At 62.7% G+C, this 19,786-nt stretch carries 17 protein-coding genes; 16 read left to right on the top strand and 1 reads right to left on the bottom strand.

What is annotated here, in order from left to right; genetic code table 11:
* The first annotated feature begins 168 nt into the window (after window positions 1-168).
* The 16 genes from mraZ (at window position 169) to lpxC (ending at window position 17,976) form a co-directional block, all read left to right on the top strand.
* On the top strand, window positions 169-624 hold the full coding sequence (mraZ, locus tag PFEN_RS06650) for a division/cell wall cluster transcriptional repressor MraZ (RefSeq protein ID WP_011063319.1): 456 nt from the start codon (window positions 169-171) through the stop codon (window positions 622-624).
* Window positions 621-1,568: a 16S rRNA (cytosine(1402)-N(4))-methyltransferase RsmH gene (gene rsmH / locus PFEN_RS06645; protein WP_412071398.1), complete on the top strand. Its 948-nt coding sequence runs from the start codon at window positions 621-623 to the stop codon at window positions 1,566-1,568. The genes mraZ and rsmH overlap by 4 nt, the downstream gene beginning before the upstream one ends.
* A complete protein-coding gene (ftsL, locus tag PFEN_RS06640) occupies window positions 1,565-1,858 on the top strand; it encodes a cell division protein FtsL (RefSeq protein ID WP_100941296.1) in 294 nt (97 codons plus the stop codon). Before rsmH ends, ftsL begins: the two co-directional genes overlap by 4 nt.
* A complete protein-coding gene (locus tag PFEN_RS06635; RefSeq protein WP_191486416.1) occupies window positions 1,858-3,594 on the top strand; it encodes a peptidoglycan D,D-transpeptidase FtsI family protein in 1,737 nt (578 codons plus the stop codon). Before ftsL ends, PFEN_RS06635 begins: the two co-directional genes overlap by 1 nt.
* The gene (locus PFEN_RS06630; RefSeq protein WP_191486115.1) at window positions 3,594-5,057 is read left to right on the top strand and encodes a UDP-N-acetylmuramoyl-L-alanyl-D-glutamate--2,6-diaminopimelate ligase; all 1,464 of its coding nucleotides are present in this window, start codon (window positions 3,594-3,596) and stop codon (window positions 5,055-5,057) included. The genes PFEN_RS06635 and PFEN_RS06630 overlap by 1 nt, the downstream gene beginning before the upstream one ends.
* On the top strand, window positions 5,050-6,432 hold the full coding sequence (locus tag PFEN_RS06625) for a UDP-N-acetylmuramoyl-tripeptide--D-alanyl-D-alanine ligase (protein ID WP_191486114.1): 1,383 nt from the start codon (window positions 5,050-5,052) through the stop codon (window positions 6,430-6,432). The genes PFEN_RS06630 and PFEN_RS06625 overlap by 8 nt, the downstream gene beginning before the upstream one ends.
* Window positions 6,432-7,514 carry a phospho-N-acetylmuramoyl-pentapeptide-transferase gene (gene mraY, locus PFEN_RS06620; protein WP_191486113.1) on the top strand — a complete coding sequence of 361 codons (1,083 nt, stop codon included), beginning with the start codon at window positions 6,432-6,434 and terminating at the stop codon, window positions 7,512-7,514. Before PFEN_RS06625 ends, mraY begins: the two co-directional genes overlap by 1 nt.
* Window positions 7,515-7,519: 5 nt before the next feature.
* Window positions 7,520-8,866, top strand: coding sequence for a UDP-N-acetylmuramoyl-L-alanine--D-glutamate ligase (gene murD / locus PFEN_RS06615; protein WP_191486112.1), 1,347 nt, complete (start codon window positions 7,520-7,522; stop codon window positions 8,864-8,866).
* Window positions 8,863-10,077 (top strand): putative lipid II flippase FtsW, encoded by a 1,215-nt coding sequence (ftsW, locus tag PFEN_RS06610; RefSeq protein WP_191486111.1) that lies wholly within the window; start codon window positions 8,863-8,865, stop codon window positions 10,075-10,077. Before murD ends, ftsW begins: the two co-directional genes overlap by 4 nt.
* Window positions 10,067-11,137: an undecaprenyldiphospho-muramoylpentapeptide beta-N-acetylglucosaminyltransferase gene (gene murG / locus PFEN_RS06605; protein ID WP_191486110.1), complete on the top strand. Its 1,071-nt coding sequence runs from the start codon at window positions 10,067-10,069 to the stop codon at window positions 11,135-11,137. Before ftsW ends, murG begins: the two co-directional genes overlap by 11 nt.
* Window positions 11,130-12,584: a UDP-N-acetylmuramate--L-alanine ligase gene (gene murC / locus PFEN_RS06600; RefSeq protein ID WP_191486109.1), complete on the top strand. Its 1,455-nt coding sequence runs from the start codon at window positions 11,130-11,132 to the stop codon at window positions 12,582-12,584. Before murG ends, murC begins: the two co-directional genes overlap by 8 nt.
* Window positions 12,581-13,549 (top strand): D-alanine--D-alanine ligase, encoded by a 969-nt coding sequence (locus PFEN_RS06595; protein WP_191486108.1) that lies wholly within the window; start codon window positions 12,581-12,583, stop codon window positions 13,547-13,549. Before murC ends, PFEN_RS06595 begins: the two co-directional genes overlap by 4 nt.
* A gap of 4 nt (window positions 13,550-13,553) precedes the next feature.
* Window positions 13,554-14,423 (top strand): cell division protein FtsQ/DivIB, encoded by an 870-nt coding sequence (locus tag PFEN_RS06590; RefSeq protein ID WP_191486107.1) that lies wholly within the window; start codon window positions 13,554-13,556, stop codon window positions 14,421-14,423.
* Window positions 14,424-14,437: 14 nt separating this feature from the next.
* Window positions 14,438-15,703: a cell division protein FtsA gene (ftsA, locus tag PFEN_RS06585; RefSeq protein WP_191486106.1), complete on the top strand. Its 1,266-nt coding sequence runs from the start codon at window positions 14,438-14,440 to the stop codon at window positions 15,701-15,703.
* Between the two features lie 55 nt (window positions 15,704-15,758).
* The gene (gene ftsZ / locus PFEN_RS06580; RefSeq protein ID WP_191486105.1) at window positions 15,759-16,952 is read left to right on the top strand and encodes a cell division protein FtsZ; all 1,194 of its coding nucleotides are present in this window, start codon (window positions 15,759-15,761) and stop codon (window positions 16,950-16,952) included.
* A 112-nt stretch (window positions 16,953-17,064) separates the two neighbouring features.
* A complete protein-coding gene (gene lpxC / locus PFEN_RS06575) occupies window positions 17,065-17,976 on the top strand; it encodes a UDP-3-O-acyl-N-acetylglucosamine deacetylase (protein WP_191486104.1) in 912 nt (303 codons plus the stop codon).
* Between the two features lie 96 nt (window positions 17,977-18,072).
* Here the strand turns inward: lpxC and PFEN_RS06570 are convergent, their stop codons facing one another.
* On the bottom strand, window positions 18,073-19,569 hold the full coding sequence (locus tag PFEN_RS06570) for a diguanylate cyclase (protein WP_412071407.1): 1,497 nt from the start codon (window positions 19,567-19,569) through the stop codon (window positions 18,073-18,075).
* Between the last annotated feature and the right edge of the window lie 217 nt (window positions 19,570-19,786).

The raw sequence follows: 19,786 nt of genomic DNA, 5'->3' as shown, positions 1-19,786 counted from the left end.
TCGAAATACCTCCGTTTATGCTCCTAAATCTCCGTTCTGTAAGGCTTTTCCTTAAGACCGCGCCTTGACGGTGTGGTGGGCGCATTCCTATAGTGTGCGCAAGTGGAGGAAAGTGGCATGAAGTGGGTTTTTTTGACGTAAAACGCTAATATTTGGAGAAACGCAGCTGTGTTTCGCGGAGCCAACGCTATCAGTCTCGATGCAAAGGGCCGTCTCGCTATGCCGAGCCGGTACCGTGACGAGCTCGTTTCGCGTAGTTCCGGCCAACTGATCGTGACCATTGATGCCGTGGATCCCTGTTTGTGCGTGTACCCGCTCGACGAGTGGGAATTGATTGAAACCAAGCTGCGCGCGTTGCCGTCGTTGCGCGAAGAGAACCGCCGGCTGCAGCGTTTGCTGATTGGTAATGCCGTCGACCTCGAGCTCGATGGCAGCGGCCGTTTCCTGGTGCCGCCGCGCCTGCGCGAGTACGCGAAGCTGGACAAGCGCGCGATGCTGGTGGGCCAGCTGAACAAGTTTCAACTGTGGGACGAGGACGCCTGGAACGCTGTATCGGCAGCGGACCTGGCGGCCATTCAACAACCGGGCGCCATGCCCGATGAACTGCGTGATCTGATCCTGTGACTATTGATAGCGGCTTTAACCACATCACCGTGCTGCTTGACGAAGCCGTCGAGGCTCTCGCCGTGCGCCCTGATGGCTGCTATCTGGATGGCACCTTCGGCCGTGGCGGGCACAGCCGGCTGATTCTCAGCAAGCTCGGGCCGGGTGGTCGACTCCTCGGCTTCGACAAGGATCCTCAGGCGATTGCCACCGGGCAAGCGCTAGCGGCCGAAGACGGCCGCTTTGTCGTTGTGCAGCGCAGCTTTGCCGAGCTGGGTTCGGAAATCGTCGAACGCGACATGGCGGGCAAGGTCAACGGCATCCTGCTCGATCTCGGCGTGTCGTCACCGCAACTCGACGATCCCGAGCGTGGTTTCAGTTTCATGAACGATGGCCCGCTGGACATGCGCATGGACCCGTCCCGTGGCATCAGCGCCGCCGAGTTCATCGCCAGCGCGCCGGTGGAAGAAATTGCCCGGGTGTTCAAGGAATACGGCGAAGAACGTTTTTCCGGGCGCATGGCCCGGGCCGTGGTCGAACGCCGCGAAATCAAGCCGTTCGAGCGCACCGCCGACCTGGCCGAAGTGCTGAAGGTTGCCAACCCGGCCTGGGAGAAGGGCAAGAATCCGGCGACCCGTGCCTTCCAAGGCTTGCGTATCCACGTCAACAACGAGCTGGGTGATCTCGAAACCGGTCTCGAAGCGGCGCTCGACGCCCTGGAAGTCGGTGGTCGCCTGGTGGTGATCAGCTTCCATTCGCTGGAAGACCGCATCGTCAAACTGTTCATGCGTCGCCTGGTCAAGGGCGAAAGCGACAACCTGCCGCGTAACCTGCCGGTCCGGCACCAGGCTTTCGAGCCGCGGATCAAGGTGCATGGCAAGGCCCGGTTCGCCTCCGAAGCCGAGCTCAAGGCCAACCCGCGCGCGCGCAGCGCCGTCATGCGCGTCGCGGAGAAGTTGCGGTGAGCAAGCTCTACGCCAAGCCACTTCCAGGCGGAAGCTTTTTCATGTTCCTGCTGTTTGTCGCCGTGCTGGTCTCCGCCATCGGCGTGGCCTACAGCGCGCACTGGAACCGTCAGTTGCTCAACTCGCTGTACAACGAGCTGAGTGTGCGTGACAAGGCCCAGGCCGAATGGGGCCGCCTGATCCTCGAACAGAGCACCTGGACCGCCCACAGCCGGATCGAAACCCTGGCCACCGAACAACTGAAGATGCGCATTCCCAGCCCGTCCGAAGTCAGGATGGTGGCGCCATGATGAAGCTCGAAGGCGCGCTCTATCCCTGGCGCTTCCGCGTGGTCCTCGGCGCGCTGGCGATCATGGTTGGCTATATCTGCTGGAAGATCGTCGACCTGCAGGTCATCGACCGGGCGTTCCTGATCGGCCAGGGCGATGCGCGCAGCATGCGGCATATCCCGATTCCCGCGCACCGCGGGCTGATCACCGACCGCAATGGCGAGCCCCTGGCCGTCAGTACGCCGGTGACCACGCTGTGGGCCAACGCCAAGGAAATGCAACTGGCCAAGGATCGCTGGCCGGCGCTGGCGATGGCGCTCGGGCAGGACCCGAAGCTGTTGACCGAACGCCTGGAGCAACAGGCCAACAAGGAATTCATCTACCTGGTCCGTGGCCTGACGCCGGAGCAGGGCCAGTCGGTGCTCGACCTCAAGGTTCCCGGCGTCTACGGTATCGAGGAGTTCCGACGGTTTTATCCGGCCGGTGAAGTGGCGGCCCATATGGTCGGCTTTACCGACATCGACGACCACGGTCGCGAAGGGGTGGAACTGGCTTATGACGAGTGGCTGGCCGGGGTCCCCGGCAAGCGACAGGTGATCAAGGACCGGCGCGGCCGCCTGATCAAGGATGTCCAGGTCACCAAGAACGCCAAGGCCGGCAAGCCCTTGGCGTTGTCGATTGACCTGCGCCTGCAATACCTGGCCAACCGCGAGCTGCGCAATGCCCTGGTGGAAAACGGCGCCAAGGCCGGCAGCCTGGTGATCATGGATGTGAAGACCGGCGAGATCCTCGCCATGGTCAACCAGCCGACCTACAACCCCAACAACCGGCGCAACCTGCAACCGGCGATGATGCGCAACCGCGCGATGATCGACGTGTTCGAGCCGGGCTCGACCATGAAGCCGATCTCCATGAGCGCGGCCCTGGAAACCGGGCGCTGGAAGCCCAGTGACACGGTGGAGGTCTATCCGGGCACCTTGCAGCTGGGCAAGTACACCATTCGTGACGTGTCCAAGACCGAGGGCCCGGTGCTCGACCTGACCGGCATCCTGATCAACTCCAGTAACGTAGGCATGAGCAAGGTCGCCTTCGATATCGGCGGCGAAGCGATTTTCCGCGTGATGCAGAAAGTCGGCCTGGGCCAGGACACCGGTCTCGGTTTTCCCGGCGAGCGGGTCGGCAACCTGCCGAACTATCGCGAATGGCGCAAGGCCGAGACGGCGACCCTGTCCTACGGCTACGGCCTGTCGGTGACCGCCATCCAGCTGGTGCACGCGTTCTCGGCCCTGGCCAACAATGGCAGGATCGTGCCCCTGACCCTGATCAAGTCCGACAAGATTCCCGACGGTACCCAGGTTATCCCGGAAAATGTCGCCAAGACCATGCAAGGTATGTTGCAACAAGTGATCGAGGCGCCGCGCGGTGTCTGGCGCGCGCAAGTGCCGGCCTATCACGTGGCCGGCAAGTCGGGTACGGCGCGCAAGACCTCGGTCGGCACCAAGGGCTATGAAGAAAATGCCTACCGCTCGCTGTTCGCCGGTTTCGGTCCCATGAGCGATCCGCGTTACGCCATCGTGGTGGTGATTGATGAACCGAGCAAGGCTGGTTACTTCGGTGGCCTGGTCTCGGCACCGGTTTTCAGCAAAGTCATGTCCGGCACCCTGCGCCTGATGAACGTCATCCCCGACAACCTGCCGACAACGCCGCAACAACAAGCCGTTGTCGCGCCTGTCCCGGTCAAAGGAGGACGTGGTTGATGTCCCTGAGCCTGAACAAGATATTTGCCCACGCCGGTCGCGATCTGCTGATTCGCGAGTTGGCGCTCGACAGCCGTAAAGTCCGTGCCGGCGACCTGTTCCTGGCGGTGCCGGGCGGCAAGGTCGATGGTCGCAACCATATTGCCGACGCCTTGCTGCGTGGCGCGGCGGCGGTCGCCTATGAAGTCGAAGGCGCCACCGTGCTGCCGATTACCGATGTACCGCTGATCCCGGTCAAGGGCTTGGCCGCGCAACTCTCCGATATCGCCGGGCGTTTTTATGGCGATCCGAGCCGGCACCTGAACCTGGTGGGCGTGACCGGTACCAACGGCAAGACCAGTGTCAGCCAGTTGATCGCCCAGGCCCTGGATCTGTTGGGCCAGCATTGCGGGATTCTCGGCACTCTCGGCACGGGTTTCCACGGCGCGCTGCGTAGCGGGATGCTCACCACGCCGGACCCGATTGCGGTCCAGGCAAGCCTGGCCGACCTGAAGAAAGCCGGGGCCAAGGCCGTGGCCATGGAAGTGTCCTCCCACGGTCTGGAACAGGGGCGGGTCACCGCGCTGGCGTTCGACGTGGCGGTGTTCACCAACCTGTCCCGTGACCACCTGGACTATCACGGCACCATGCAGGCCTATGGCGCGGCCAAGGCCAGGCTGTTCGGTTGGGCCAACCTGAGCTGCCGGGTCATCAATATCGACGATGAATTTGGTCGCCAGTTGGCCGCTGAAAAACATGAATCGCGTCTGCTGACTTATAGCCAGGAAGACCCCAGCGCTTATCTGTACTGCCGCGCCGCGCAGTTCAGCGATGAAGGTGTGCGCGCCACGCTGGTGACGCCGCAAGGTGAGCATCACCTGCGCGCTGCCCTGCTCGGACGTTTCAATCTGAGCAATCTGCTGGCGGCGGTCGGTGCCTTGCTGGGCCTGGATTACCCACTGGATGAAATCCTGCGCGTGTTGCCGCAGCTTGAAGGCCCGGCCGGTCGGATGCAGCGCCTCGGTGGCGGCACCCGGCCATTGGTGGTGGTCGACTACGCCCACACCCCGGATGCCCTGGAAAAAGTCCTGCTGGCCCTGCGTCCTCATGCCAAGGGCCAATTGCTCTGCCTGTTCGGCTGCGGTGGCGACCGTGATCGCGGCAAGCGCCCGCTGATGGCGGAAGTGGTTGAGCGCCTGGCCGACGCTGTACTGGTTACCGATGACAACCCGCGCACTGAAAACCCGGCGCGAATCTTCGACGACATCCGCACCGGTTTCGTGGTCGCGGACAAGGTCCGTTTTGTCGCCGGTCGCGGCCCGGCCATCGCCGAACTGATTGCCGGCGCTTCGGCCGATGATGTGATCGTCCTGGCCGGTAAAGGTCATGAGGATTATCAGGAAATCAACGGCGAACGTCATGCCTTCTCCGATCTGGCCGAGGCCACCAAGGCCCTGGACGCCTGGGAGGTTGCGCATGCTTGAGGCCATGAAACTCAGTGACGTGGCCGGGGCGCTCTCGGCTCGCCTGCTGACCACCGATGCCCGCTTTGATGGCGTGAGCATCGACAGCCGGGCGATTCAGCCCGGCCAGTTGTTTGTCGCGCTGAGCGGACCGCGTTTCGACGGGCACGATTATCTGGACGACGTCGCCGCCAAAGGCGCGGTCGCGGCTCTGGTCGAGCATGAAGTGAGCGCCAGCACGCTGCCGCAGTTGCTGGTCGCCGACTGCCGTCTGGCCCTGGGGCGTCTGGGCGCGCTGAATCGCGCCGCTTTTACTCAACCGGTGGCGGCCATCACCGGCTCCAGCGGCAAGACCACGGTCAAGGAAATGCTCGCGAGCATCCTGCGCACCCGTGGCCTGGTCCTGGCTACCCGCGGCAACCTGAACAATGAGCTGGGCGTACCGCTGACCCTGATCGAACTGGCTCCGGAGCACAGCGCCGCGGTGATCGAGCTGGGGGCTTCGCGTATTGGCGAGATCGCCTACACCGTGGCCATGACCCAGCCGCATGTGGCCGTACTGAACAATGCCGGAACCGCCCATGTCGGCGAGTTCGGTGGCCCGGAGAAGATCGTCGAGGCCAAGGGCGAGATCATTGACGGACTGAAGGCCGATGGCGTGGCGGTCCTCAACCTGGATGACCAGGCTTTCGGCATCTGGAAAACCCGTGCCGCCGGTCGCAAAGTCCTGAGCTTTGCCCGCGAAAACAGCGCCGCCGACTTCCATGGCGGGCAGATTTCCCGTGATCCGCGCGGTTGTCCGGGGTTTGAACTGCACAGTCCGCTGGGCAGCGCCCGGGTTCAGTTGAACCTGCTGGGCAGTCACAATGTCGCCAATGCCCTGGCCGCCGCCGCGGCCGCCCATGCCCTGGGAGTTTCCCTGCCGGGCATCGTCGCCGGGCTGGAAGCGGTCCAGCCGGTCAAGGGCCGCGCGGTGGCGCAATTGGCAATCAATGGCATTCGTATCATTGACGACACCTATAACGCCAACCCCACCTCAATGTGCGCCGCCGTTGATATACTCGCCGGCTTTTCCGGCCGCACCGTTCTGGTGCTCGGAGATATCGGCGAGTTGGGCGAGTGGGCGGAGCAAGGACATCGTGAAGTAGGCGCTTATGCCGCCGACAAGGTTTCAGCGTTGTATGCGGTGGGACCGATGATGGTTCATGCCGTCAACGCCTTCGGCCCACACGCTCGTCATTTCGCCAGCCAGGCCGATCTGATCGACGCGCTGGGCGCCGAGCAAGACCCAGACACCACCATCTTGATCAAGGGTTCGCGCAGTGCTGCGATGGAAAACATCGTGGCGGCTTTGTGTGGACCTGCTTCTGACGAACACAAGGGAGAGAAGCATTAATGCTGCTGCTGCTAGCGGAGTACCTGCAACAGTTCTACAAAGGCTTCGCGGTCTTTCAGTACCTGACCCTGCGCGGGATTCTCGGGGTACTGACCGCGCTGTCTTTGTCGCTGTGCCTGGGTCCCTGGATGATCCGTACGTTGCAGAACCGCCAGATCGGTCAATCCGTGCGTAACGACGGCCCGCAATCGCACTTGTCCAAGTCCGGCACGCCGACCATGGGCGGTGCCTTGATTCTCTCGGCCATCGGCATCAGCACCCTGCTCTGGGCCGACCTGCACAACCGTTATGTCTGGGTGGTCCTGCTGGTCACCCTGCTGTTCGGTGCCATCGGTTGGGTCGACGATTACCGCAAGGTGATCGAGAAGAACTCCCGTGGCCTGCCAAGTCGCTGGAAATACTTCTGGCAGTCGGTGTTCGGCCTGGGCGCGGCGATCTTCCTGTTCATGACCGCGCAAAGTCCGGTCGAGACCACCCTGCTGATACCAATGTTCAAGGATGTCGGCATTCCCCTGGGCGCCGGCTTCATGGTGCTGACCTACCTGGTCATCGTCGGTTCGAGCAACGCGGTCAACCTGACCGACGGCCTTGATGGCCTGGCGATCATGCCGACGGTGATGGTCGGTGGCGCGCTGGGGATCTTCTGCTACCTGTCGGGTAACGTGAAGTTCGCCGAATACCTGTTGATTCCCTATGTTCCGGGCGCGGGCGAGCTGATCGTGTTCTGCGGCGCGCTGATCGGCGCGGGCCTCGGTTTCCTCTGGTTCAACACCTATCCGGCCCAGGTGTTCATGGGCGACGTCGGCGCGCTGGCGCTGGGCGCGGCCCTGGGCACTATCGCGGTGATCGTTCGCCAGGAAATCGTCCTGTTCATCATGGGCGGGGTGTTCGTGATGGAAACCCTGTCGGTGGTGATCCAGGTCGCTTCCTTCAAATTGACGGGGCGCCGTGTGTTCCGCATGGCGCCGATCCACCACCACTTTGAACTCAAGGGCTGGCCCGAGCCACGGGTGATCGTCCGTTTCTGGATCATCACCGTGATTCTGGTGTTGGTCGGCCTTGCCACGCTGAAGCTGAGGTAGAACACGTGTCGCTGATCGCTTCTGACCACTTCCGCATCATTGTCGGCCTCGGCAAGAGCGGCATGTCCCTGGTTCGCTTCCTGGCGAGCCGGGGCATCGCCTTTGCGGTGGCCGATACGCGGGACAATCCGCCGGAGTTGGCCACGCTGCGCCGTGACTATCCGCAGGTGGAAGTGCGTTGTGGCGAGCTGGACGTCGAATTCCTCTGCCGTGCCGACGAGCTCTACGTGAGCCCCGGTCTGGCCCTGGCGACTCCGGCCCTGCAAGCCGCGGCGGCCCGTGGCGTGAAATTGTCCGGCGATATCGAGCTGTTCGCGCGCAATGCGAAGGCGCCGATTGTCGCCATCAGCGGCTCCAATGCGAAAAGTACCGTCACTACCCTGGTGGGCGAGATGGCGGCCGCGGCGGGCAAACGGGTCGCTGTTGGCGGCAACCTTGGCACCCCGGCGCTGGATCTGCTCAGCGACGACGTCGAGTTGTACGTATTGGAGCTGTCGAGCTTCCAGCTGGAAACCACCGATCACCTCGGCGCCGAAGTGGCCACCGTGCTCAATGTCAGCGAAGACCATATGGATCGCTACAGCGGCCTGCCGGCCTATCACCTGGCCAAGCACCGGATTTTCCGTGGTGCCAGGCAGGTGGTGGTCAACCGCCAGGATGCCTTGTCCCGACCGCTGATGAACGAAGGCCTGCCGTGCTGGACCTTCGGCCTCGGCAAACCGGACTTCAAGGCCTTTGGCCTGCGCGAAGAGAACGGCGAGAAGTACCTGGCCTTCGAGTTCCAGAACCTGATGCCGGTCAGCGAGCTGCGTATTCGCGGCGCCCACAATCAGGCCAATGCCCTGGCGGCCCTGGCCCTGGGCCATGCGGTCGGGCTGCCGTTCGACGCCATGCTGTCGAGTCTGCGTACTTTTGCCGGTCTCGAGCATCGCTGCCAGTGGCTGCGTGAGTTGCACGGGGTGAATTACTACAACGACTCCAAGGCCACCAACGTCGGTGCGGCCCTGGCCGCCATCGAGGGCCTCGGCGCCGATATCGCCGGCAAGCTGGTGCTGATTGCCGGTGGCGATGGCAAGGGCGCGGATTTCTCCGCCCTGCGTGGCCCGGTCACGGCCAACTGCCGTGCGGTGGTCCTGCTCGGTCGCGATGCCGAGCGCCTGGCCGAGGCCCTGGGCGACGGCGTGCCGCTGATCCGCGTGCAGACGCTGGAGCAGGCCGTGCAACGCTGTGCCGAACTGGCCGAGTCGGGGGACGCGGTGTTGCTGTCGCCGGCCTGCGCGAGCCTGGACATGTTCAAGAATTACGAAGAACGCGGACGCTTGTTCGCCCAGGCCGTGGAGGGGTTGGCATGAATTTCAATATTCTCAAGCCCTATCCGTCGCCGCTGATCAGCGGTCGTGGCATCGATGTCGATTTTCCGATGCTGGCCGGCGCCCTGGGGCTGCTGGGCCTGGGCCTGGTGATGATCACCTCGGCGTCGTCGGAAGTCGCCGCGGTGCAGTCGGGCAACGCGCTGTACCACATGATCCGCCACCTGATTTATATGGTCATCGGCCTGGGCGCTTGCATTGCCACCATGATGGTGCCGATCGCCACCTGGCAGCGCATGGGGTTCATGATGTTGGTGGGCGCCTTTGGCTTGCTGGTGATGGTGCTGCTGCCGGGCATCGGCCGCGAAGTGAACGGTTCGATGCGCTGGATCGGCTTCAGCTTCTTCAACGTACAGCCCTCGGAGGTCGCCAAGGTCTTCGTGGTGATCTACCTCGCCGGTTACCTGGTGCGACGGCAGAAGGAAGTCCGCGAAAGCTGGATGGGTTTCTTCAAGCCCTTCATCGTGTTGTTGCCGATGGCCGGCCTGTTGCTGATGGAGCCGGACTTCGGCGCCACCGTGGTGATGATGGGCGCGGCGGCGGCGATGCTGTTTCTTGGCGGTGTCGGGCTGTTGCGCTTTGGCCTGATGGTCATGCTCGCGGTCGTCGCGGTGGTGGTGCTGATCAAGGCGCAACCCTATCGGATGGCGCGCCTGACCACCTTTACCGATCCCTGGGCCGACCAGTTCGGTTCCGGTTACCAGCTGACCCAGGCGCTGATTGCCTTCGGTCGCGGCGAATGGCTGGGCGTGGGCCTGGGCAACAGCGTGCAGAAACAGTTCTACCTGCCCGAGGCCCACACCGACTTCGTGTTCTCGGTGCTGGCCGAGGAGCTGGGGGCGGTGGGCTCGCTGCTCACGGTCGCGCTGTTTGTTTTCGTCAGTGTGCGGGCCATGTACATCGGCTTGTGGGCGGAGAAGGCCAAGCAATTCTTTGCCGCCTATATGGCCTACGGTCTGGCGTTCCTGTGGATCGGTCAATTCCTGATCAATATTGGTGTGAACGTCGGCCTGTTGCCGACCAAGGGCCTGACCCTGCCGTTCCTCAGTTATGGCGGCAGTTCGTTGGTGATCTGCTGCATCTGTCTCGGCTTGCTGCTGCGTATCGAATGGGAAAGTCGAACCCATCTGGGCAGCGAGGAGATGGAGTTCAATGAAAGTGACTTCGCCGAGGAGTCACCCCATGGGCGCTAAAGTGCTGATCATGGCCGGCGGCACCGGTGGGCACGTGTTCCCGGCGCTGGCCTGCGCGCGGGAATTCCAGGCGCGTGGCTTCGATGTGCATTGGTTGGGCACGCCGCGTGGCATCGAGAACGAGCTGGTGCCGGGCGCTGGTCTGCCGCTGCACCTGATCCAGGTCACGGGGTTGCGGGGCAAGGGCAAGCTGTCGCTGCTCAAGGCGCCGTTCATCCTGCTCAAGGCGGTGTGGCAGGCGCGCAAGGTCATGCGTGAGCTGAAACCGGTGTGTGTGCTGGGCTTTGGCGGCTACGTCACCGGCCCCGGCGGCGTCGCCGCGCGGATGGCCGGTATCCCGGTGATCGTTCATGAGCAGAACGCCGTGGCGGGTACCGCCAATCGGTTGCTGGTGCCCTTGGCGAGCCGGGTCTGCGAAGCTTTCCCGAATACCTTCGGCGCTTCAGGCAAACGGCGGACCACCGGCAATCCGGTGCGCACCGAATTGTTCCTGGAAACCCCACGCCAGGCCCTGGTCGGACGCCGCGCGCGCTTGCTGATCCTCGGCGGCAGCCAGGGGGCCGAGCCGCTGAACAAGTTGTTGCCCGAGGCGCTGGCGCTGGTGCCGGCCGAGTACCGCCCGGAAGTGTTCCACCAGGCCGGGCGCAATCACGACGAAATCACCGCCGAACGCTATCAGGCGGTCGGCGTCGAGGCGCAAGTGGCGCCCTTTATCAAAGACATGGCCCAAGCCTATGGCTGGGCCGACCTGGTGGTCTGCCGCGCTGGCGCCTTGACCGTCAGTGAACTGGCCGCTGCCGGTCTGCCGTCGTTGCTGGTGCCCTTGCCCCATGCGATCGACGATCACCAGACCCGCAATGCCGAATATCTGGCCGGGGAGGGCGCTGCCTTCCTGCTGCCGCAAAGAACGACTGGCGCCGCCGACCTGGCGGCTCGCCTGACAGAGGTTTTGATGCAACCGGAACGACTGAACAGCATGGCGCGCACTGCCCGCCGCCTGGCCAAGCCAGATGCCACCCGCACCGTGGTCGAGATCTGCCTGGAGGTGGCCCATGGTTGAGAGTAAGAAAGCCATGCCGCAACCGGAAATGCGTCGTATCCGGCGTATCCACTTCGTCGGTATCGGTGGCGTGGGCATGTGCGGTATCGCCGAGGTGTTGCTGAACCTGGGCTATGACGTCTCCGGTTCCGACCTGAAGAGTTCGCCGGTGACCGAGCGCCTGGAGTCCTTCGGTGCGCACATCTATATCGGCCATCGCGCCGAGAATGCCGCCCAGGCCGATGTGCTGGTGGTTTCCAGTGCCGTGAACAAGTCCAACCCGGAAGTCGCCACTGCTCTCGAACGGCGCATTCCAGTGGTGCCGCGAGCCGAGATGCTGGCCGAACTGATGCGCTATCGCCACGGTATCGCGGTCGCCGGTACCCATGGCAAGACCACCACCACCAGCCTGATCGCCTCGGTGTTCGCCGCCGGCGGCCTCGATCCGACCTTTGTCATCGGTGGCCGGCTGAATGCCGCGGGCACCAATGCCCAGCTCGGCACCAGCCGCTACCTGATCGCCGAAGCCGATGAAAGCGACGCCAGCTTCCTGCACCTGCAACCGCTGGTCGCGGTGGTCACCAACATCGACGCCGACCATATGGACACCTATGAAGGCGACTTCAACAAACTGAAGAAAACCTTCGTCGAGTTCCTCCACAACCTGCCGTTCTACGGTCTGGCCGTGGTCTGCCTGGACGATCCGGTGGTCCGCGAGATCCTGCCGCAGATCGCCCGTCCGACCCTGACCTACGGTGTGCACGAAGACGCCGATGTCCGCGCGATCAATATTCGCCAGGCCGGTATGCAGACCCACTTCACCGTGCTGCGCCGCGACTGCGAGCCGCTGAGCGTGTCGGTGAACATGCCGGGCAATCACAACGTGCTCAATGCCCTGGCGACCATCGCCATCGCCACCGACGAAGGGATCAGCGACGCGGCCATCGTCCAGGGCCTGTCGGGCTTCCAGGGTGTCGGTCGACGCTTCCAGGTCTACGGCGAACTGCCGGTGGACGGCGGCAGCGTGATGCTGGTGGACGACTACGGTCACCACCCGACCGAAGTCGCGGCGGTGATCAAGGCCGTGCGCGGCGGTTGGCCGGAGCGCCGCCTGGTGATGGTCTACCAGCCACACCGCTACACCCGTACCCGCGACCTGTACGACGATTTCGTCCAGGTGCTGGCCGACGCCAATGTCTTGCTGCTGATGGAAGTCTATCCGGCCGGCGAGGAACCGATTCCGGGCGCGGACAGCCGCCAGTTGTGCCGCAGCATCCGCCAGCGTGGTCAGCTCGACCCGATCTATATCGAGCGTGGCGTGGACCTGGCGCCGCTGGTCAAGCCGCTGTTGCTGCCGGGTGACATCCTGCTGTGCCAGGGCGCCGGCGATATCGGTGGCCTGGCTCCGCAATTGCTCAAGAGCCCGCTGTTTGCCAATACCGTGGCCAGCCAGGGGGAGTCGAAATGAGCGCTGCTTACGCCAACCTGATCTCGACCCTCGAACCGCAAGCTTTCGGCCGCGTCGCTGTGCTGTTCGGCGGCAAGAGCGCCGAGCGCGAGGTGTCGCTGAAGTCGGGCAACGCGGTGCTGCAAGCGCTGCAAAGCGCCGGTGTCGACGCCTTCGGTATCGATGTGGGCGATGATTTCCTGCAACGCCTGCTCAACGAGAAGATCGATCGCGCCTTCATCATTCTGCATGGCCGCGGCGGTGAAGACGGCAGCATGCAAGGCTTGCTCGAATGCCTGGGGATTCCCTACACCGGCAGCGGCATCCTTGCTTCGGCCCTGGCCATGGACAAGCTGCGCACCAAGCAGGTCTGGCACAGCCTGGGGATTCCGACACCGCGTCACGCCGTATTGAGCTGCGAGGCCGACTGTATTTCAGCCGGTGCGGAACTGGGTTTCCCTTTGATCGTCAAACCTGCTCATGAAGGTTCCAGTATTGGGATGGCCAAGGTGACCGGCGTCGATGAGTTGATCGTCGCCTGGAAAGCCGCCGCCACCTACGATTCGCAAGTCCTGGTCGAACAGTGGATTCAAGGTCCCGAGTTCACCATTGCGACCCTGCGCGACCAGATCCTGCCGCCGATTGCCCTCGGCACTCCGCATTCGTTCTACGACTACGACGCCAAGTACCTGGCTTCCGATACCCAGTATCGGATTCCCTGCGGCCTCGACAGTGCCAAGGAAAAGCAATTGATGGACCTCACGGCCAAGGCCTGCGAGGCGCTCGGTATCGCCGGTTGGGGCCGGGCCGACGTGATGCAGGATGCGGACGGGCAGTTCTGGTTCCTGGAAGTCAACACCGCGCCGGGCATGACCGACCACAGCCTGGTACCCATGGCGGCGCGGGCGGCCGGCCTGGACTTCCAGCAACTGGTGCTGTCGATCCTGGCGGCGAGCGTTACCCGTCACGTAGAGGCGCGAGGTTAAGACCATGCACGGCGCATCGATTCGTCATCAGTCACCCGTCCCCGGCCGTAACAAGCCGGTGCCGCGGGGTGCCAGCCGGATGGTGGCTAAAGAACCGATGTCGGTGCGCCTGCCGAAAGCCAACTTCGGCTTTTTGAAGAGCCTGATGTGGCCGGTGTTGCTGGTGGCCCTGGGCTTCGGCACCTATGAAGGCGCCCAGCGGCTGTTGCCCTATGCCGATCGACCGATCAGCAAGATCAACGTGCAGGGCGACCTGAGCTATATCAGCCAGCAGGCGGTGCAGCAGCGGATCGCGCCGTACGTCGCCTCGAGCTTCTTCACCATCGACCTGGCGAGCATGCGCGCCGAGTTGGAAACCATGCCCTGGATCGCCCACGCCGAGGTCCGGCGCGTATGGCCGGACCAGGTGGTGATCCGTCTGGAAGAGCAACTGCCGGTGGCCCGCTGGGGCGACGGCGCGTTGTTGAACAACCAGGGCCAGGCGTTCGCGCCACGGGAGCTGGCGAACTACGAACATCTGCCGCAGTTGGTCGGTCCGCAACGGGCCCAGCAGCAGGTGATGCAGCAGTATCAGGTGTTGAGTCAAATGCTGCGCCCGCTGGGTTTCTCGATTGTCCGGCTGGAGCTGCGTGAACGCGGGAGTTGGTTCCTGACCACCGGCGCGGGTAGCGCGGGGCCGGGGATCGAGCTGTTGTTGGGCCGCGACCATCTGGTCGAGAAGATGCGCCGTTTCATTGCCATTTATGAAAAAACGCTGAAAGAACAGATTACGAACATTGCCAGCATCGATCTGCGTTACTCCAACGGCCTGGCCGTCGGATGGCGGGAACCTGTGGCGCCCGTGACGGCCAAACCCGCCGTTGCGAAGAATTAAGAAGAGGCAGGACCATGGCAAATGTGCAAAGCGGCAAAATGATCGTCGGACTGGATATCGGCACCTCCAAGGTGGTGGCGCTGGTAGGCGAGGTCGCGGCCGATGGCACGCTGGAAATCGTCGGTATCGGTACCCATCCTTCTCGCGGCCTGAAGAAGGGCGTGGTGGTGAATATCGAGTCCACCGTGCAGTCGATCCAGCGCGCGGTAGAAGAAGCGCAACTGATGGCCGGTTGCCGGATTCACTCGGCCTTCGTCGGCGTGGCGGGCAATCATATCCGCAGCCTGAATTCCCACGGCATTGTCGCGATCCGCGATCGCGAAGTCAGCGCGGCGGACCTCGAGCGGGTGCTCGACGCGGCCCAGGCCGTGGCGATCCCGGCGGACCAGCGGGTGTTGCACACCCTGCCGCAGGACTATGTGATCGACAACCAGGAAGGCGTGCGTGAGCCTCTCGGGATGTCCGGCGTGCGCCTGGAAGCCAAGGTCCATGTGGTCACCTGCGCGGTGAACGCGGCGCAGAACATCGAGAAATGCGTGCGCCGTTGCGGCCTGGAAATCGACGACATCATCCTCGAGCAGTTGGCGTCCGCGTACTCGGTGCTGACCGATGACGAGAAAGAGCTGGGCGTGTGCCTGGTGGATATCGGCGGCGGCACCACCGACATCGCGATCTTCACCGAAGGCGCGATCCGTCACACCGCGGTGATCCCGATTGCCGGCGACCAGGTGACCAACGACATCGCCATGGCCCTGCGGACTCCGACCCAGTACGCCGAAGAGATCAAGATCCGCTACGCCTGCGCCCTGGCGAAACTGGCCGGTGCCGGTGAAACCATCAAGGTCCCGAGCGTCGGCGATCGTCCGCCGCGCGAACTGTCGCGCCAGGCCCTGGCCGAGGTGGTCGAGCCGCGTTACGACGAGCTGTTCACCCTGATCCAGGCCGAGCTGCGGCGCAGCGGCTACGAAGACCTGATCCCGGCGGGCATCGTGCTGACCGGTGGTACTTCGAAGATGGAAGGCGCGGTCGAACTGGCCGAAGAGATTTTCCACATGCCGGTGCGCCTGGGCGTTCCGCACACTGTCAAAGGGCTCGCGGACGTGATCCGTAACCCGATCTATTCAACTGGGGTAGGGCTGTTGCTGTACGGACTGCAAAAGCAGTCGGACGGCATTTCCCTGTCCGGCTACAACGGCGGCAACAGAAACGACTATCGCGATGAAGAACAGAAAGCACCTGTGCTGGAGCGTTTGAAACGCTGGGTTCAGGGCAACTTTTAAAGTTTCAAAGCAGTAGAAGTAGGCGAAAAAACTAGAGAATGAAAGGAGAGGGAACATGTTCGAACTCGTAGACAACGTCCCACAAAGTCCGGTAATCAAGGTTATCGGCGTAGGCGGTGGCGGCGGCAACGCCGTTAACCATATGGTCAAGAGCAACATTGAAGGCGTCGAGTTCATCTGCGCCAACACCGATGCCCAGGCCCTGAAGAACATTGGCGCGCGGACTATCCTGCAACTGGGTACCGGCGTGACCAAGGGCCTGGGTGCCGGCGCCAATCCGGAAGTCGGTCGTCAGGCCGCGCTGGAAGATCGCGAGCGCATCGCCGAAGTGTTGCAGGGCACCAACATGGTGTTCATCACCACCGGCATGGGTGGCGGTACCGGTACCGGTGCGGCGCCGATCATTGCCGAAGTGGCGAAGGAAATGGGCATCCTCACCGTTGCGGTGGTGACCCGTCCGTTCCCGTTCGAAGGCCGCAAACGCATGCAGATCGCCGATGAGGGCATCCGCGCGCTGAGCGAAAGCGTCGACTCGTTGATCACCATCCCCAACGAGAAGCTGCTGACCATCCTTGGTAAGGACGCCAGCCTGCTGTCGGCTTTCGCCAAGGCTGACGATGTACTCGCCGGTGCCGTTCGCGGTATCTCCGACATCATCAAGCGTCCGGGCATGATCAACGTCGACTTCGCCGACGTGCGTACCGTGATGAGCGAAATGGGCATGGCGATGATGGGCACTGGCTGCGCCAGCGGTCCGAACCGTGCGCGTGAAGCCACCGAGGCGGCAATCCGCAACCCGCTGCTGGAAGACGTCAACCTGCAAGGCGCGCGTGGCATCCTGGTGAACATCACCGCCGGTCCTGACCTGTCCCTGGGTGAGTACTCCGACGTGGGTAGCATCATCGAAGCCTTCGCTTCCGAGCACGCCATGGTCAAGGTCGGTACCGTGATCGATCCGGACATGCGCGACGAGCTGCACGTGACCGTGGTCGCGACTGGCCTGGGCGCCCGTATCGAGAAACCTGTGAAGGTCATCGACAACACGCTGCAGACCAGCCAGTCGGCTGCCGCCCAGGCGCCTTCGCAAGCGCGTCAGGAAATGCCGTCGGTGAATTACCGTGACCTGGACCGTCCGACCGTCATGCGCAACCAGGCCCAGGCCGGTGCCGCGACTGCCGCGAAGATGAACCCGCAAGACGACCTGGACTATCTGGATATCCCGGCTTTCCTGCGTCGCCAGGCTGATTGATGGAATGTATCAGGAGTATTAGGGTGATTGGTGTTCAGCAAAGGTCTGGTCTGCTATTATCGCCAGCCTTTGTTGATACCTGTTCGCAATTTGCGCTGAAGCGGCCCATGCCATGATTAAACAACGCACCCTGAAAAATATTATCCGTGCTACAGGTGTCGGCCTGCACTCCGGCGAGAAGGTCTACCTGACCCTCAAGCCAGCGCCTGTGGACACCGGTATCGTGTTTTGTCGTGCCGACCTCGACCCTGTGGTGCAGATTCCTGCGCGCGCGGAAAATGTTGGCGAAACCACGATGTCGACCACGTTGGTCAACGGTGACGTCAAGGTGGACACGGTGGAGCACTTGCTCTCGGCCATGGCCGGCCTGGGCATCGATAACGCCTACGTCGAGCTCTCCGCGTCCGAAGTCCCGATCATGGATGGTAGCGCTGGACCCTTCGTATTCCTGATTCAATCTGCCGGCCTGGAAGAACAGGACGCAGCCAAGAAGTTCATCCGCATCCTGCGTGAAGTCACAGTGGAAGACGGCGACAAGCGCGCCACTTTCGTGCCTTTCGAAGGGTTCAAGGTGAGCTTTGAGATCGATTTCGATCACCCGGTGTTTCGTGACCGCATCCAGAGTGCCAGCGTGGATTTTTCCAGCACTTCGTTCGTAAAAGAAGTCAGCCGCGCCCGGACCTTTGGTTTCATGAGTGATATCGAGTACCTGCGCAAGCACAACCTCGCACTTGGCGGTAGCGTGGAAAACGCCATCGTGGTCGATTCGGACGGTGTACTGAACGAAGACGGCCTTCGTTACGAAGACGAATTCGTCAAACACAAGATCCTCGACGCCATCGGTGACCTCTACCTGCTGGGCAACAGCCTGATTGGTGAGTTCAGAGGCTTCAAGTCCGGTCACGCGCTGAACAACCAGCTTCTGCGTAAGCTCATCGAGCAGAAAGATGCCTGGGAAGTGGTGACCTTCGAAGACGCCAGCACCGCGCCGATCTCTTACATGCGTCCCGTTGCGGCCGTGTAACGACTCTCTCCTTTTGTTGTATTTGAAAGCCGCCTTCGGGCGGTTTTTTTTGTGCCCCCTGGTAGGCGCGAGCAATCGAGCCTCGACCGGCTGCTCCTACAAGGGGGGGCGGTCGAGGCTGATATGCACCACCCGGTCGCGGCCTTCATGCTTGGCTTGGTACAACGCCTGGTCAGCTTTGTTCAGCAGTTGCTCCAACGTGCCTTCGCCGGGCGGGGAAGCGGTGCTGGCACCGATGCTGACGCTAATCGGCTGCTGGTCGCCATTGAACGGTGCCTGCGCGGCCATGGCTGTCCTGATCTTTTGCGCCAGGTTCAACGCGCCTTGCGCGTCGGTTTCCGGCAACACCGCGGCAAACTCCTCGCCGCCATAGCGCGCCGCCATATCGCCAGGACGACGAATATTGTCGACGATCACCCGCGCCAGTCGCCGCAGGGCCTCGTCGCCGGCCGGGTGACCGTGGCGGTCGTTGAAGGCTTTGAAGTGATCGGCATCGATCATCAACAGTGACAGCGGTTTGCCCGCGCGTTGCGCCCTGGCCCACTCGCGCTGCAGGGTTTCATCCAGCGCCCGGCGATTGGCCAGGCCGGTCAACGCGTCGGTCGCGGCCAGTTCGGCGAGTTCCTGTTCGGCGCGCAGGCGCAGGCGCAGCTCCCGGGAGAGCAGCCAGGTCAGCCAGAGCAGGCCCAGGCAAAGAATGCCGGTGGCGAGGCCGATCAGCCATGCGGTGCGCTTCCAGGTGCCATAGACCTCATCGGTGGAGAGGCCGACCACCACCAGCAATGGCAACTTGCCCACCTGCGAGAAGGTATAAAGCCGCTCGGCGCCGTCGACGCTGGAGATGCTGGTAAAGCTGCCTTCGCCCTCCTTCAGGATACGGAGGAAGTTGGGCCGTTTACTGAAATCCTTGCCGATCAGTTCCTCGGCCAGTGGCGGCTGTTGGGCGAGGAGAACGCCTTCGGTGCTGACCAGATTGATCGAACTGCCCTTGCCGACGTTCAAGGTCTTGAACAATTCGTCGAAGTAACTCAGGCGCATCGCGGCGGCGGCGACCCCGAGAAAGGTTCCGTCTGTCGCGGATAGCCGGCGACTGAAACCGATCAGCCACGGGTGGGGCTCTCGGCGGGCCTTGAACGGACGGCTGATCATCAGTCCCAGGTCTGGATTGCGCAAATGAGCCTGGAAGTATTCACGGTCGGAAAAATTATCGACCCGCGGCTTGACCGAGAGCGAGTCGGCGATGACACCACCCTGGCGATCAAGCAGGAGGACGTCGCCTCTGTGGGACGCGCTCGAGGCCCGGTCGAAGAGTGCGAGATGGCGAACCTGAGGCGGTACGTTCACCAGGTCCGGGCGTTGCGAGGCCTTTATCAGCCCCTTGACCGCCAGGTCGTAGAGTTCCACGTTGCGCAGTACATCGGCATCGATCAGTTGCACGATATTGCTTGCTGATCGGGCGGCGGCCTGAGCGGCACTGCCGCGCTCGCGAACCAGCAGATAGCTCACAATGGCAAGAATGGCAACAACCGTGAGCGTGCAACCGAGTATCAGCAGGGTTTGCGGATTGGCGGGTTTTGCCGAGTATCGATTGATGGTGGCACTCTCGGTTACAAGGGGTTATGGGCGCATATATACGGCCCACGCAAAAAAAACGCCAGTCTCAAGAGACCGATGTTCAGAGTTTTTGCTTTTTGAAAAACATTGATCTGATCGGAGTTGGAGCGATCCCGTTCGCCATGACGGCGGCGGATGGCCGAGCCCGGCCCGGACAGGCCCAGGCCGGTGATCGTTACAGCCAGGACAATGAACA

The organism is Pseudomonas sp. FEN (assembly GCF_904067045.1).
Lineage (GTDB): Bacteria > Pseudomonadota > Gammaproteobacteria > Pseudomonadales > Pseudomonadaceae > Aquipseudomonas.
Note: the sequence above shows the minus strand (reverse complement) of the source record. Positions and strands in the feature narration are given on the sequence as shown.

What these genes read in the sequence shown, in the direction of transcription:
- PFEN_RS06630 (WP_191486115.1), top strand. Translation starts at nt 3,594, where the DNA reads ATGTCCCTGAGCCTGAACAAGATATTTGCCCACGCCGGTCGCGATCTG.
- ftsA (WP_191486106.1), top strand. Translation starts at nt 14,438, where the DNA reads ATGGCAAATGTGCAAAGCGGCAAAATGATCGTCGGACTGGATATCGGC.
- murC (WP_191486109.1), top strand. Translation starts at nt 11,130, where the DNA reads ATGGTTGAGAGTAAGAAAGCCATGCCGCAACCGGAAATGCGTCGTATC.
- PFEN_RS06625 (WP_191486114.1), top strand. Translation starts at nt 5,050, where the DNA reads ATGCTTGAGGCCATGAAACTCAGTGACGTGGCCGGGGCGCTCTCGGCT.
- ftsZ (WP_191486105.1), top strand. Translation starts at nt 15,759, where the DNA reads ATGTTCGAACTCGTAGACAACGTCCCACAAAGTCCGGTAATCAAGGTT.
- mraY (WP_191486113.1), top strand. Translation starts at nt 6,432, where the DNA reads ATGCTGCTGCTGCTAGCGGAGTACCTGCAACAGTTCTACAAAGGCTTC.
- murG (WP_191486110.1), top strand. Translation starts at nt 10,067, where the DNA reads ATGGGCGCTAAAGTGCTGATCATGGCCGGCGGCACCGGTGGGCACGTG.
- PFEN_RS06635 (WP_191486416.1), top strand. Translation starts at nt 1,858, where the DNA reads ATGAAGCTCGAAGGCGCGCTCTATCCCTGGCGCTTCCGCGTGGTCCTC.
- PFEN_RS06590 (WP_191486107.1), top strand. Translation starts at nt 13,554, where the DNA reads ATGCACGGCGCATCGATTCGTCATCAGTCACCCGTCCCCGGCCGTAAC.
- ftsW (WP_191486111.1), top strand. Translation starts at nt 8,863, where the DNA reads ATGAATTTCAATATTCTCAAGCCCTATCCGTCGCCGCTGATCAGCGGT.
- PFEN_RS06595 (WP_191486108.1), top strand. Translation starts at nt 12,581, where the DNA reads ATGAGCGCTGCTTACGCCAACCTGATCTCGACCCTCGAACCGCAAGCT.
- lpxC (WP_191486104.1), top strand. Translation starts at nt 17,065, where the DNA reads ATGATTAAACAACGCACCCTGAAAAATATTATCCGTGCTACAGGTGTC.